This window comes from Shinella sp. Sh6, assembly GCF_055392685.1.
The window spans coordinates 668,608-681,459 of sequence record NZ_AP044005.1; the positions used below are offsets into that span (position 1 = coordinate 668,608).

Below are 12,852 nucleotides of genomic sequence, written 5' to 3' on the forward strand. Positions count from 1 at the left end.
TTTTTGCTGCATGAAAGAGTATCGCAAACATTGACGTTTACGTAAAAATCAATAATCTCCCGGTGAAACGGATGACTGCGGGGAGGATAGAGATGTACAAGGCGCCGGTCGAGGAGATTGCGTTCACGCTGAAGCATGTCGCGGGGCTGGCGCCTGCGCTGGAGGGCGGCCATCTCGGGGACCTGACGGACGACCTCGTCGATGCCATCCTTTCCGAAGCCGGGCGCTTCGCCAGCGAGGAGGTGGCCCCGCTCGGCGCGATAGGGGATACGCAGGGCGCGCGCCTCGTCGACGGCAAGGTGAAGATGCCGGACGGCTGGCCCGCCCTTTACAAAGCCTGGGCGGAGGGCGGCTGGAACTCGCTGACGGCCTCGCCGGACTTCGGCGGGCAGGGGCTTCCCCACATGCTGCACGTCGCCGCGCTCGAAATGTGGAACAGCGGCTCCATGGCATTCGCCATCGGCCCGACGCTCACCATCGGGGCCATCGAGGCGCTGACGGCGCACGGCTCGGATCATCTGAAGGCCACCTACCTGCCGAAGATGGTCTCGGGCGAATGGATGGGCTCGATGAACCTCACCGAGCCCCATGCCGGCTCCGACCTCGGCGTGATGAAGACCCGCGCCGAGCGGCGCGACGACGGCACCTACCGCCTCTTCGGCCAGAAGATCTTCATCACCTATGGCGAGCACGACTTCACCGACAACATCGTGCACCTGGTGCTCGCGCGCCTCCCCGATGCGCCCGCCGGCACGCGCGGCATCTCGCTCTTCCTCGTGCCGAAATTCCTCGTCAACGAAGACGGGTCGCTTGGCGCGCGCAACGATGCCCATTGCCATTCCATCGAGCACAAGCTCGGCATCCACGGCTCGCCCACCTGCACGATGATCTACGGCGACGGCCGCTTCGGCGGCGAGCCGGGCGCCATCGGCTGGCTGGTCGGCGAGGAGAATCGCGGCCTTGCCTGCATGTTCACCATGATGAACAATGCCCGCCTTGCCGTCGGCATGCAGGGCGTCGCCATCGCCGAGGCCGCCACGCAGAAGGCCATCGCCTATGCGAAGGAGCGCACGCAGGGCAAGGCGCCCGGCTGGCAGGGCTCCGGCATGAGCCCGATCATCGAGCACCCGGACGTCGCCCGCATGCTGCTGACCATGAAGGTGCTGACGCAGGGTGCGCGCGCCATCACCTATGCCTGCGCCCACGCCGTCGACATGAGCCACGGCGAGGAGGCAACGCACTGGTCGGAGCGCGCCAGCCTCCTCACCCCCATCGCCAAGAGCTTTGCCACCGATGCCGGCGTCGACGTCTCCTCGCTCGGCGTGCAGGTGCATGGCGGCATGGGCTTCATCGAGGAGACGGGCGCGGCCCGCCTTTACCGCGACGCCCGCATCGCGCCGATCTACGAGGGCACGAACGGCATCCAGGCCATCGACCTCGTCACCCGCAAGCTTCCGCTGTCGGATGGAGGCCATGTCCGCGGCTTCATCGCCGAATTGCGTGAGATCGCCGCAAAGGCCGGCGCCGCCAACGCCCCCGCGCTTGGCGAGACCGGCGCCCGCCTCGAAGCCGCCATCGCCGACCTTGAAGCCGCCACCGAATGGCTGCTCGCCACGCTTGCCGAAGGAAAACAGGCCGAAGCGCTCGCCGGCGCCACGCCCTATCAGCGCCTCTTCGGCCTCGTGCTGACCGGCGCCTACCTCGCCAAGGGGGCGCTTGCCGACGGCGGCGACGGCCGCAACGCCGAGCGCGCCGCGCTCTGCCGGTTCGCGGCTGAGAACGTGATCGGCGAGACGGCGGCCTTGCGGGATCGGGTGATGACCGGCGCGGCGAGCCTTGCGGCGGCGCGGGTGGCTTTGGGGTAAGACCCCTCCCCAACCCCTCCCCACAAGGGGGAGGGACTTAACCCGCGGCACTCTCGGCATTCAAGAATTAATGGAAAAGCAAGCTGCCAGCCTTTCTCCCCCCTTGTGGGGGAGATGCCGGCAGGCAGAGAGGGTCTTCCAGTGGAGAAAGCGACGACAATGACCGACCACATCCTGATCGAGCGCCCGCAAGACGCCCCCGGCGTCATGGTGATCCGCTTCAACCGCGCGGAGAAGAAGAACGCCATCACCCGCGCCATGTACCAGGCGATGACCGATGCGCTGAAGGCTGCCGATGCGGACGAGGCGGTGCGGGCCACCGTCTTCCTCGGCTCGGACGGCTGCTTTTCCGCCGGCAACGACCTCAACGACTTCATGGCCTTCGCCATGGGCGGCACGATGGGCCGCGAGGTGATCGATTTCCTCCATGCGCTCGCCACGCACGGCAAGCCGCTTGTCTCGGGCGTCGACGGCCTTGCCATCGGCATCGGCACGACGATCCATCTCCATTGCGACCTCACCTATGCCTCGGCCCGCACCCGGTTCCGCACGCCCTTCGTCGATCTCGCGCTGGTGCCGGAGGCGGCCTCCAGCCTCTTGGCCCCGCGCCTGATGGGCCACCAGCGCGCCTTCGCGCTGCTCGCGGCAGGGGACGGCTTTTCGGCCGATGCGGCGCGCGAGGCGGGCCTCGTCTATGCCGTGGTCGAGCCCGGGGCGGTGGAGGCGGAGGCGCTCGCCGCCGCCTGCCGCCTTGCCGCCAAGCCGCCGAAGGCGCTCGCCATCGCCCGCAGCCTCATCCGCGGCGACCGTGCCGACGTGCTGGCGCGGATCGACGAGGAAGCCGCCCACTTCGCCGCGCAGTTGAAGAGCGCCGAAGCCCGCGCCGCCTTCGAGGCCTTCATCGCCCGCCGGTGAGCCTTCGGCGATTTGTGGTCGACCAATTTTAACAGGGTCTTAAACACGTTTTCCTATAGTGCGGTCACTTTCCGGCGTTCTGCCGGCGGCCGCATGACGCGGTTGATTTTCGCCTCCGGCATGCCGTTCAGCATCGCGCCCGCCGCCCGGCGGGCCCCCGAAGGAATACCGCACCCGTGTCCAAGCGCACCAATCTCATGACGCGCATCCTTGTCGTCGCGTCCCTCGTCGTCGTTGCCGCCTTCACCGGCTTTTCCGTCTATATCGACAGCCTGCAGCGCAAGGTGCTGACGGGCTCGGTCGAATCCAGCATCGAATCCTCCGGCAAGCAGGCGGCCCAGGGCATCGCCAACTGGCTGAACGCCCGCGTGGCGTTGACCGAGATGGCCGGCAACGCCGCCGCCAAGGCCGCCAACCCCGCCGGCATCGAGGCCGTGCTGCAGAACGACGTTCTGGTCGGCCAGTTCATGACCACCTATGTCGGCGACGAGGCGGGCGTCTTCACCCAGTGGCCGAAGTCGGAGATGCCGGAAGGCTACGATCCGCGCAAGCGCCCCTGGTATCAGGATGCCGTCAAGGCGAACGGCAGCGTGCTGACCGAGCCCTATATCGACGCCTCCACCAACGACCTCATCATCAGCGCCGCCACGCCCGTCAAGCGCGACGGCAAGCTCGTCGGCGTCGCCGGCAGCGACTTCTCGCTGAAGTCCCTCGTCGACATGGTCAATTCGGTCGATCTCGGCGGTGCGGGCTTTGCCTTCCTCGTCAGCAAGGACGGCCAGATCCTCGTCCATCAGGACAAGGTGCTCGTCACCAAGACGCTGGCCGATGTCTTCCCCGAGAAGACGCCCGCCATCGGCGGCGGCATCATGCACACCACCTATGCCGGCAAGCCGGTGCTGGTCTCCTTCGTGCCGGTCACGGGCCTGCCGTCGGTGGAATGGTATCTCGGCTTCACCATCGACAGCGGCATGGCCTTCGCTGCCATCGACGAGTTCCGCATCGCGGCGACGATCGCCACCGTGCTCGCCGTCATCGTCATGATGGGCTTCCTCGCCACCGTGCTCTCGCGCCTCGTCGTGCGCCCGGTCAAGGACATGACCGTCGCCATGGACAAGCTTGCGGCCGGTGATGTCGGCACCGACATTCCCGGCCAGGAGCGCAGGGACGAGATCGGCCGCATGGCCGCCGCCGTCGCCGTCTTCCGCGATAACGCCATCGAGCGCACGCGCCTCGAAAACGCCGCCGAGGAGGGCCGCGTGCTCTCCGAAAGCGAGCGCCGCGAGCGCGAGGCCGCCAAGGCCCGCGAGGCCGAGGAGATCAGGCACGTGGTCGAGGCGCTGGCCGACGGCCTCGGTCGCCTCGCCGAAGGGGACCTTGCCCATCGTATCGGCACGCCCTTCGCCGGCCATCTCGACCGCCTGCGCACGGACTTCAACAATTCCGTCGCCAGGCTGCACCAGGCCATGACGACGGTGGGCCAGAACGCCCGCGCCATCGATGCCGGCGCAACGGAAATCCGCTCGGCCGCCGACGATCTCGCCCGCCGCACCGAGCAGCAGGCCGCCTCCGTCGAGGAGACCGCCGCCGCGCTGGAGGAGATCACCACGACCGTCAAGGACTCCACCCGCCGCGCCGAGGAGGTCGGCTCGCTCGTCTCGCGCACCCGTCTCGGTGCGGAAAAGTCGGGCGATGTGGTGCGCCGCGCCGTCTCGGCCATGCAGGGCATCGAGAAGTCCTCGCACGAGATTTCCAACATCATCGGCGTCATCGACGACATCGCCTTCCAGACGAACCTGCTGGCGCTGAACGCCGGCGTGGAAGCCGCCCGTGCGGGCGAAGCCGGCAAGGGCTTTGCGGTCGTCGCGCAGGAAGTGCGGGAACTTGCCCAGCGCTCGGCCAATGCCGCCAAGGAGATCAAGGCGCTCATCACCACCTCTGGCGATCAGGTCCGCTCCGGCGTGGCGCTGGTCGACGAGACGGGTGCGGCCCTTGAGACGATCGTCCGCGAGGTGCAGGAGATCAACGGCCACGTCAACGCCATCGTGACGTCCGCCCGCGAGCAGTCGACGGGCCTTCAGGAGATCAACACCGCCGTCAACACGATGGACCAGGGCACCCAGCAGAACGCCGCGATGGTGGAGGAACAGACCGCCGCCAGCCACGGCCTCGCCGCCGAAGCCGCCGCCCTCAACGCCCTCCTCGCCCAGTTCCGCCTGGGCTCGGAAACGGCCGCAGCGGCTACGCGCCGGGCGGCCTGACCGCGCCAGACCCGACAGAATCGCGCCGGCTCCAGATTCCTGATCTGGGGCCGGCGTTGTCATTTCAGGGGAAATGTTCTAATGTAGCAACAAATATCGACCGATGAGGTGTTGCCATGACGATCACGACCCTGTCGAGCCGGGAATTCCAGCAGAATGCCAATCAGGCGCAAAAGGCTGCGCGGAACGGGCCCGTCTTCATCACCAATCGCGGCCGGACGGCGCATGTCCTGTTGAGCTTCGAGGATTACCAGCGGATCACCGGCGGCGGCCGCAATCTTGTCGAGGCGCTCTCCATGCCCGGCCTTGCCGATATCGACCTCGACATTCCCCGCGCGCGGGATCTGCCGCGCCCGGCCGACCTTTCCTGATGTTCCTGCTCGACACCAACGTCGTTTCCGAGCTGCGCAAGGCGGGCTCGGGCAAGGCGGACCCGAATGTGGTCGCCTGGCTCTCCGCCCGTGATGCCGCGGCCTGCTACGTCTCCGCCGTCACGCTGATGGAACTGGACCTCGGAATCCTGCTGATGGAGCGGCGCGATCCGGCGCAGGGCGCGCGGTTGCGCGTCTGGATGGAGGACCATGTCCTTCCCGAATTCTCCGAGCGGACCATACCGATCGACAGGGCCGTCGCGCTCGCCTGCGCGCGGCTCCATGTGCCCGACCCGCGCCCGGAGCGGGATGCCTTCATCGCCGCGAGCGCTCTCGTGCACGGGATGACGATCGTCACGCGCAATGTCGTGGATTTCGCGCCGATGGGCGTCGGCGTCGTCAATCCGTGGGAAGCGGTCTGAGGGATTACTTCTCCAGCACCGCCACCGCCTCGACGTGGGCCGACCAGAGGAACTGGTCGATGGGCGTCACGAGGCGGATGCGGTAGCCGGCGGCGGTGAGGATGGCGAGATCGCGGGCAAGGCTCACGGGATTGCAGGAGACGGCGACGATGGTCTTCACGCCGGAGCGGGCGAGTTCCCTGCATTGGTCCTCGGCGCCCGCGCGCGGCGGGTCGAAGACCACGGCGTCGTAGGCTTTCAGCTCCGAGGCCATCAGCGGGCGGCGGAAGAGGTCGCGCCGTTCCACCGTCACGGGCTTGAGCCCTTGTGTGTTGCGCGCGGCGTGGTCCAGCGCCTTCACCGCCTTTTCCTCGCCCTCGACGGCATGCACCTTGGCCTTCCGGGCGATGCGCAGCGCGAAGGTGCCGGAGCCGGCAAAAAGGTCGGCGACGCGTTTGGCCTTGCCGATGGCGGAAAGCACCAGGCCGGCCATCGCCTCCTCGGCCTCCTTCGTCGCCTGCGTGAAGCCGCCGGCGGGCGGGGAGACGCGGACGCCGCCGAAATCGATCTCCGGCTTCTGCGGCTCGATCAGGATCTCGCCGTCGTTCGATACCCGTGCGATGCCGCGCAGCGAAAGGACGCATTGGGTGACGGCGCGCCGCTCCCTGTCACCGACCGTCTTCACGCCCTCGAAGGCGAGGTCGAGGCCGGAAAGCGTTTCGAGCACGGTGAGGCGGAAGGGCTCGCTGGAGGTGGCGATGGCGCCGGCGACGCGGCGGATGTCCTCCAGCCGTAAGACGATGCCGTCGCTGGCGATGGGACAGTGGTCGATGGAGACGATGTGGTGGCTGCCGGCCTGGTTGAAGCCGAGCAGCATGCCCTTTTCCGTCCTGCGCGCGGTGAAGACGACACGGCGGCGCTCGCCGGGCCGGGCGATGACGAGCGGCGCCACCTCCGGCGTCAGGCCCTTCGATTTCAGCGCCGCGACGACGAGGTTGCGCTTGAAGGGGTGGTAGAGCGCATCGCCCGCATGTTGCAGCGTGCAGCCGCCGCAGGTGCCGTTCCTGCCGTCCGGGCCGAAATGCACGCAGGGCGGCGTCACGCGCTCGGGCGAAGCCACCGACATGGACATGACGGTGGCGTGGTTCTTCACCCGCGCGACGGCGACGACCTCGCCGGGCAGGGTGAAGGGCACGTAGACGGGGCCGCCGGGCGTATCGGCAATGCCGTCGCCGCCCGAGCCGAGCCGCGCGATGGTGAGGGTTTCCGTCGTCATGGCTTTCGCCCTCCAAGAAGGAATTCGTGGTTGCCGTCGCCGCCGGTGATGGGCGAGGGGATGAGGCCGAGGCTCCGCCAGCCCATGTCCTCGACGAGCCAGCGCTCCAGCTCGGCGGCGACCGCGGGCGCGCTCTCCGGGTCCTTCAGGAGGCCGGCCTTGCTGATCGCCTCGCGCCCCGCCTCGAACTGCGGCTTGACGAGCAGCACGCAGAAGGCGCCCGGCTCGGCGAGCGCAAGGGCCGGCGGCAGCGCCAGCTTCAGCGAGATGAAGGAGACGTCCGAGACCACCGCGCCGATGGCGCCGTCGCCGATGTCGTCACGCGCAAGGCCGCGCGCGTTCAGCCCTTCGCGGTTGCTGACGCGCGGATCGTCCCGCAAGAGCGGATGAAGCTGATGATGGCCGACGTCAACGGCAACCACATGCGCCGCACCCCGCTCCAGCAGCACTTGGGTGAAGCCGCCGGTCGAGGCGCCGATGTCGAGGCAGGCAAGCCCTCTCGGATCGAGGCCGAAATGGTCGAGCGCCGCCGTCAGCTTCAGCGCGGCGCGCGAGACATAGGCCTGCGCCGGATCGTTGATGGCGAGCACGGCGGAGGCGGGAAAGCCGGCGCTCGGCTTGGTGACGACGCGCCCGTCCACGCTCACGGTGCCGCGCGCGATGGCATCGCGCGCCCGCGAGCGGCTGGCGACGAGGCCGGCATTGAGGAGAAGCTGGTCGAGGCGGGTGGTTTCAGACATGGCCTCTCATGACGCCTTGCAGGACAAGAGGCAATAGCTATGAAGACCCTCTCTGCCTGCCGGCAGCCTGCATTTCCTTGAAATTTTCTCTCTGAGGGGCCGCAATGTAAGTCCCTCCCCCTTGTGGGGAGGGGTTGGGGAGGGGCCTTCATTCCCTATGTCATACCCCGCCGCTTGTGGCGAGAAGGTCCCGGCAGGGGGATGAGGGGCGGTTTCGCGGGAGGTTCACCCCGCCGCGCCGATACCTGCGCCCTTCTGCCCCAATGCCTGGAACACCGTCGCGACGATGCCGGCGCGGTCGAGGCCGGCTTTCACATACATGGCCTCGGGCTTGGCCTGCTCCATCCAGATGTCCGGCAGCACCATGGGGCGCACCTTCAGGCCCTGCTCCAGCAGCCCTTCCAGCGCGAGGAACTGCAGCACATGGCTGGCGAAACCGCCGATGGCGCCTTCCTCGATGGTGATCAGCACCTCGTGGTGGCGGGCGAGCTGGCGGATGAGGTCGTGGTCGAGCGGCTTGGCGAAGCGCGCGTCGGCGACGGTGGTGGAAAGCCCCGCCGCATCGAGATCCTCGGCTGCCAGGAGGCAATCGCGAAGGCGGGTGCCGAAGGAGAGGAGCGCCACCTTGGAGCCCTGCTTGACGATCCGGCCCTTGCCGATCGGAAGGATTTCCCCGCGCGCGGGCATGTCGACGCCGACGCCCTCGCCGCGCGGATAGCGGAAGGAGATCGGGCCCGCGTCATGGGCGGCGGCGGTGCGCACCATGTGCTTCAGCTCCGCCTCGTCGGCGGCGGCCATCACCACGAAGCCGGGCAGGGTGGCAAGATAGGTCGTGTCGAAGGAGCCGGCATGGGTCGGCCCGTCCGCGCCGACGAAGCCGGCGCGGTCGATGGGAAAGCGCACGGGAAGCCCCTGGATGGCGACATCGTGCACCACCTGGTCGTAGCCGCGTTGCAGGAAGGTGGAATAGAGCGCGCAGAACGGCTTGTAGCCCTCGGCGGCAAGGCCGGCGGCGAAGGTCACGGCATGCTGCTCGGCGATGCCGACGTCGAAGGTGCGGGCGGGATAGGCCGTCTTGAACTTGTCGATGCCGGTGCCGGCCGGCATGGCGGCGGTGATGGCGACGATCTTCTCGTCGAAGCCCGCCTCCTGCACCAGCGCCTCGGCGAAGACGGAGGTATAGGCGGGCGCGTTCGGCTTGGCCTTCGCCTGCGCGCCGGTGATGACGTCGAAGGTGTTGACGCCGTGGTACTTGTCGGCGGCCGCTTCCGCCGGCGGATAGCCCTTGCCCTTCTGCGTCACGACATGGATCAGCACGGGGCCCTTGGCGTTGTCGCGCACGTTGCGCAGCACCGGCAAAAGGTGCTCGAAGGAATGCCCGTCGATGGGGCCGATATGGTAGAAGCCCATCTCCTCGAAGAGCGTGCCGCCGGTGACGTAGCCGCGCGCATGCTCGACGGCGCGGGTGATCGCCCGGTCCACCTTCTTGCCGAGATAGGCCGTCAGCTTCTTGCCGAGGTCGCGGAAGCCCATATAGGTGCGGCCGGAGGCAAGGCGCGCGAGATAGGCGCTCATCGCGCCGGTCGGCGGGGCGATGGACATGTCGTTGTCGTTGAGGATGACGATGAGCCGCGCATCGAGCGCGCCGGCATTGTTCAGCGCCTCGTAGGCCATGCCGGCCGAAAGCGCGCCGTCGCCGATGACGGCGATGACGTTGCGCTTCTGGCCGGAAAGGTCTGCGGCCACCGCCATGCCGAGGCCGGCGGAGATCGAGGTCGAGGAATGGGCGGCGCCGAAGGGGTCGTATTCGCTCTCGGCCCGGCGGGTGAAGCCGGAAAGGCCGTCCTCCTGGCGCAGCGTGCGGATGCGTTCGCGCCGGCCGGTGAGGATCTTGTGCGGGTAGCACTGGTGGCCGACGTCGAAGATCAGCCGGTCGTGCGGCGTGTCGAACACCTTGTGGATGGCGATGGTCAGCTCCACCACGCCGAGGCCCGCGCCGAGATGGCCGCCGGTGCGCGAGACGGCGTCGACCATCTCGGCGCGCAGCTCGCTTGCCAACTGCGGCAGGTCGCGGTCCTCGACGGCCTTCAGGTCCGCCGGAACGTGGACCTTGTCGAGCAGGGGGGTGGCTGGCGTCTGTGTCACTCTATGCCTCGTTGTCGCGCCCGGTTGCGAAAGCTCCGTTGCGAAGCCCGCGCCGGACATGCGGCCCAAACCGCGCTTGCCTGTCAAATGCAGAATGCGGCGCGCGATTTCAACCGTTTCGACAAGTCTAGAGCGTATTTCGCCCGATTGATACCGCCCAATCCGACGCATTGCTGCGTTGTGTCGGGCAATTCGGGCATTTTGCGGACGGGGTTTCCGGCCGGCGGCCTACTTCTTCTTCCGGGCGCGCGCAGACCGGTTCAGCGCCACGGCGGCGCGGATAAGCGCCTTCAGCGCCTCCTCGTCGATTTCCGCACCCTCGTGGACGTCGATGGCGCGGCGCGTGTTGCCGTCGAGACTGGAATTGAAGAGGCCGGCCGGGTCCGCCAGCGACGCTCCCTTGGCGAAGGTCATCTTCACCGCCGCCTTGTAGGTCTCGCCGGTGCAGACGATGCCGTCATGCTCCCACACGGGAACGCCGCGCCATTTCCATTCCTCGACGATATCGGGATCGGCTTCCTTGATCAGCGCGCGCAGCCGGGCGAGCGTCTCGCCGCGCCAGTCGTTGAGTTCGGCGATGCGCCTGTCGATCAGTTTGGAAGGGGTGTCTGTTTCCGTCATGCCTTGTCCTTTCGCTAGCAGGGTCCTTTCGCTACAGCCGTCAGCCGTGCCGCCATCGCGCGACATAGGGCAGCGCGAAGAGATAGAGCCCGCTTGCCAGAAGCAGGATGAGGGGGAAGAGGGCGAGGAGGCCGATCCAGAGGGGCGGCTGCCCTCCGGTCATCGCCGCGATGTTGACGAGCACGGCGAGCGTGAAGGCAACCGAGAGCCAGCGATGGACCTGGCGGATCTTCAGCGTCCAGTTCATTCTCGTTCCCCTTCCTGTTCCAGTTCCGCCAGAACCCGTTCGAGGTTCGTGAAGTTCTGCTCCCAGCCATGGCGCGCGCCGCCGAAGGCCTGCTTCTGCTCCGGCCGGAAGCCGGTCTGCTCCATGCGCAGCAGCGTGCCGGAGCCCGTGGGCGTCAGCGTGAAGCTGACCACGCTTCTAAGGTCGAAAGCCGGGTCGGCATGCGGGTGGTTCCAGGTATAGGTCAGGGTTTTCCCGGGCTCGACCGCAAGGACGTCGCATTCGACGCTGCCCCAGTCCCCGCTCAGCGTGAACCTGTGGCCGACGACCGGCGCGAAATCGTTGCGCATCAGCCATTCGGCGATGAGATGCGGCTGCGTCAGCGCGCGCCAGAGCTTTTCCGGCGGGTGGGCGATTTCGCGCTCCACGACGACCGAGCGTATCTCCGTGTTCATTGGTCCATTCTCCTCAGCAGATTTTCGAGATCGTCGAACCGCGCCTCCCAGAACCGGGTCATCCGGCCGGTCCAGTCGACCAGCGGCGCGAGCGCGTCAAGCTGCGCGCTGTAATGGGTCTGCCGGCCCTCGTGGCGGTCGCGCACGAGGCCCGCCTGCTTGAGCAGGCTAAGATGTTTCGAGACGACCGGCTGCGAGACGCCCGCCTTCGCCGTCAGCGCGCCGACCGTCTTCTCGCCCTCGCGGCAAAGCCGCTCGAAAAGCGCCCGCCGCGTCGGATCGGCCAATGTGCGGAAGAGGATGTCGTGGGGCTCTGTCAAAATCCATACCTCAATGGCTATGGATTTTTATATAGCTGAATGGCTATGGGTTCGTCAAGCCGGCAAGAAAGCCCGCCACCCTCTCCGTCGTCATCCTCGGCCTTGAGCCGAGGATCCACGTCCCACGGCACGCCGTCGCCGTGGCATGGATGCTCGGGTCAAGCCCGAGCATGACGGAGGAGAGGGCAGAGAGGCAGGAGAAGACAGAGGAACAGGACGGCCGGAGATACAGGAGAGGCCGGAGCGACGGAAGGGAGAGGAGAGACACGAGAAGCCGGAGAGCCTCACCCCTCCGGCAGCGGCACGAACTCCTCCTCGTCGCCGGGCACGATGTCGAAGCGGCCGGTGCGCCATTCTTCCTTGGCCTGCTCGATCCGCTCCTTCGAGGAGGAGACGAAGTTCCACCAGATGTAGCGCTTCGAGCCGAGTGCCGCCCCGCCGAAGAGCATGATGTGACAGCCTTCGGGACCGGCCCTCAGCGTGATCGCGTCGCCCGGGCGGAAGACGAGCAGCCGGTCCGCCTCGAAGAGATCGCCAGCAACGTCCAGCGTGCCGGAGAGCACGTAGACCGCGCGCTCCTCCCAGTCGGCCGCAAGCGGCGCGGCGGCGCCGGGGGCGAGCGTCAGGTCGGTATAGAGCGTGTCCGTCGGCACGGCGACGGGCGAGGCGTGGCCCTCGTATTTGCCGATGATCGTGCGCCCGGTGATGCCGTCCGCCGAAAAGGCCGGAAGCTCCGACTTCGTGGTGTGCGAGAAGACGGGCGCCATCTCCTCCTGGCTGTCGGGCAGCGCCAGCCACGTCTGGAGGCCGGAGATGGATTGCGGCCGGCCGCGCAGGTTTTCCGGCGAGCGCTCGGAATGCACGATGCCGCGCCCCGCCGTCATCAGGTTCACGTCGCCGGGGGCGATGACCATCTCGGTGCCGAGGCTGTCGCGGTGCTTGATCTCGCCGTCGAAGAGATAGGTGACCGTGGAAAGGCCGATATGGGGATGCGGGCGCACGTCGATCGCCTCGCCCGCCCGCAGCAGCGCGGGGCCCATGCGGTCGAAGAAGATGAACGGGCCGACCAGCCGGCGCTTTGCCGTCGGCAGCGCGCGCCGCACCTCCAGCCCGCCGATGTCGCTGGTGCGCGGAATGATCAAAAGGTCCAGCGCATCGCACGCCGCCGCATCGCCGGCCTCGGGGTCTTTTCCCGGAAAGAAGCTCATCGCACCCTCCTGTGATGGTTCGTGGAAGGCATGCTAGCGGCAGGCGGA

Annotated in this window: 13 protein-coding genes; 5 read left to right on the top strand and 8 right to left on the bottom strand. The window is 67.7% G+C overall.

Annotation, left to right across the window (positions count from 1 at the left end; translation table 11 throughout):
* Positions 1-92: 92 nt before the first annotated feature.
* The 5 genes from ACZ5TO_RS03150 (at position 93) to ACZ5TO_RS03170 (ending at position 5,834) form a co-directional block, all read left to right on the top strand.
* A complete protein-coding gene (locus tag ACZ5TO_RS03150; RefSeq protein WP_464799506.1) occupies positions 93-1,865 on the top strand; it encodes an acyl-CoA dehydrogenase in 1,773 nt (590 codons plus the stop codon).
* A gap of 159 nt (positions 1,866-2,024) precedes the next feature.
* Positions 2,025-2,780, top strand: a complete 756-nt coding sequence (locus tag ACZ5TO_RS03155) for a crotonase/enoyl-CoA hydratase family protein (protein ID WP_184146218.1) — start codon at positions 2,025-2,027, stop codon at positions 2,778-2,780.
* Between the two features lie 176 nt (positions 2,781-2,956).
* A complete protein-coding gene (gene mcpU, locus ACZ5TO_RS03160; RefSeq protein WP_464799507.1) occupies positions 2,957-5,041 on the top strand; it encodes a methyl-accepting chemotaxis protein McpU in 2,085 nt (694 codons plus the stop codon).
* Positions 5,042-5,157: 116 nt separating this feature from the next.
* Positions 5,158-5,412, top strand: a complete 255-nt coding sequence (locus ACZ5TO_RS03165) for a type II toxin-antitoxin system Phd/YefM family antitoxin (RefSeq protein ID WP_464799508.1) — start codon at positions 5,158-5,160, stop codon at positions 5,410-5,412.
* Entirely contained in the window at positions 5,409-5,834 is a 426-nt protein-coding gene (locus ACZ5TO_RS03170) for a PIN domain-containing protein (RefSeq protein ID WP_464800323.1), read from the top strand. The genes ACZ5TO_RS03165 and ACZ5TO_RS03170 overlap by 4 nt, the downstream gene beginning before the upstream one ends.
* Positions 5,835-5,838: 4 nt before the next feature.
* On the opposite strand, the gene ACZ5TO_RS03175 is transcribed toward ACZ5TO_RS03170, so the two are convergent.
* The 8 genes from ACZ5TO_RS03175 to ACZ5TO_RS03210 all read right to left on the bottom strand — a co-directional run bounded on the left by ACZ5TO_RS03175 (position 5,839) and on the right by ACZ5TO_RS03210 (position 12,804).
* Positions 5,839-7,089, bottom strand: coding sequence for a class I SAM-dependent RNA methyltransferase (locus tag ACZ5TO_RS03175; protein ID WP_464799509.1), 1,251 nt, complete (start codon positions 7,087-7,089; stop codon positions 5,839-5,841).
* Entirely contained in the window at positions 7,086-7,829 is a 744-nt protein-coding gene (locus ACZ5TO_RS03180; protein WP_464799510.1) for a TlyA family RNA methyltransferase, read from the bottom strand. The genes ACZ5TO_RS03175 and ACZ5TO_RS03180 overlap by 4 nt, the downstream gene beginning before the upstream one ends.
* Positions 7,830-8,054: 225 nt before the next feature.
* On the bottom strand, positions 8,055-9,974 hold the full coding sequence (gene dxs, locus ACZ5TO_RS03185; RefSeq protein WP_464799511.1) for a 1-deoxy-D-xylulose-5-phosphate synthase: 1,920 nt from the start codon (positions 9,972-9,974) through the stop codon (positions 8,055-8,057).
* Positions 9,975-10,202: 228 nt separating this feature from the next.
* The gene (locus ACZ5TO_RS03190) at positions 10,203-10,595 is read right to left on the bottom strand and encodes a DUF1801 domain-containing protein (protein WP_464799512.1); all 393 of its coding nucleotides are present in this window, start codon (positions 10,593-10,595) and stop codon (positions 10,203-10,205) included.
* A 40-nt stretch (positions 10,596-10,635) separates the two neighbouring features.
* On the bottom strand, positions 10,636-10,842 hold the full coding sequence (locus ACZ5TO_RS03195; RefSeq protein ID WP_464799513.1) for a hypothetical protein: 207 nt from the start codon (positions 10,840-10,842) through the stop codon (positions 10,636-10,638).
* Positions 10,839-11,276, bottom strand: a complete 438-nt coding sequence (locus ACZ5TO_RS03200) for an SRPBCC family protein (RefSeq protein WP_464799514.1) — start codon at positions 11,274-11,276, stop codon at positions 10,839-10,841. Before ACZ5TO_RS03200 ends, ACZ5TO_RS03195 begins: the two co-directional genes overlap by 4 nt.
* A complete protein-coding gene (locus ACZ5TO_RS03205) occupies positions 11,273-11,596 on the bottom strand; it encodes an ArsR/SmtB family transcription factor (protein WP_184146239.1) in 324 nt (107 codons plus the stop codon). The genes ACZ5TO_RS03200 and ACZ5TO_RS03205 overlap by 4 nt, the downstream gene beginning before the upstream one ends.
* A 284-nt stretch (positions 11,597-11,880) precedes the next feature.
* Positions 11,881-12,804, bottom strand: coding sequence for a pirin family protein (locus ACZ5TO_RS03210; RefSeq protein ID WP_464799515.1), 924 nt, complete (start codon positions 12,802-12,804; stop codon positions 11,881-11,883).
* Positions 12,805-12,852 lie beyond the last annotated feature (48 nt).

What these genes read in the sequence shown, in the direction of transcription:
- ACZ5TO_RS03165 (WP_464799508.1), top strand. Translation starts at nt 5,158, where the DNA reads ATGACGATCACGACCCTGTCGAGCCGGGAATTCCAGCAGAATGCCAAT.
- ACZ5TO_RS03195 (WP_464799513.1), bottom strand. Translation starts at nt 10,842, where the DNA reads ATGAACTGGACGCTGAAGATCCGCCAGGTCCATCGCTGGCTCTCGGTT.
- ACZ5TO_RS03210 (WP_464799515.1), bottom strand. Translation starts at nt 12,804, where the DNA reads ATGAGCTTCTTTCCGGGAAAAGACCCCGAGGCCGGCGATGCGGCGGCG.
- ACZ5TO_RS03155 (WP_184146218.1), top strand. Translation starts at nt 2,025, where the DNA reads ATGACCGACCACATCCTGATCGAGCGCCCGCAAGACGCCCCCGGCGTC.
- ACZ5TO_RS03180 (WP_464799510.1), bottom strand. Translation starts at nt 7,829, where the DNA reads ATGTCTGAAACCACCCGCCTCGACCAGCTTCTCCTCAATGCCGGCCTC.
- ACZ5TO_RS03150 (WP_464799506.1), top strand. Translation starts at nt 93, where the DNA reads ATGTACAAGGCGCCGGTCGAGGAGATTGCGTTCACGCTGAAGCATGTC.
- ACZ5TO_RS03190 (WP_464799512.1), bottom strand. Translation starts at nt 10,595, where the DNA reads ATGACGGAAACAGACACCCCTTCCAAACTGATCGACAGGCGCATCGCC.
- ACZ5TO_RS03175 (WP_464799509.1), bottom strand. Translation starts at nt 7,089, where the DNA reads ATGACGACGGAAACCCTCACCATCGCGCGGCTCGGCTCGGGCGGCGAC.
- ACZ5TO_RS03200 (WP_464799514.1), bottom strand. Translation starts at nt 11,276, where the DNA reads ATGAACACGGAGATACGCTCGGTCGTCGTGGAGCGCGAAATCGCCCAC.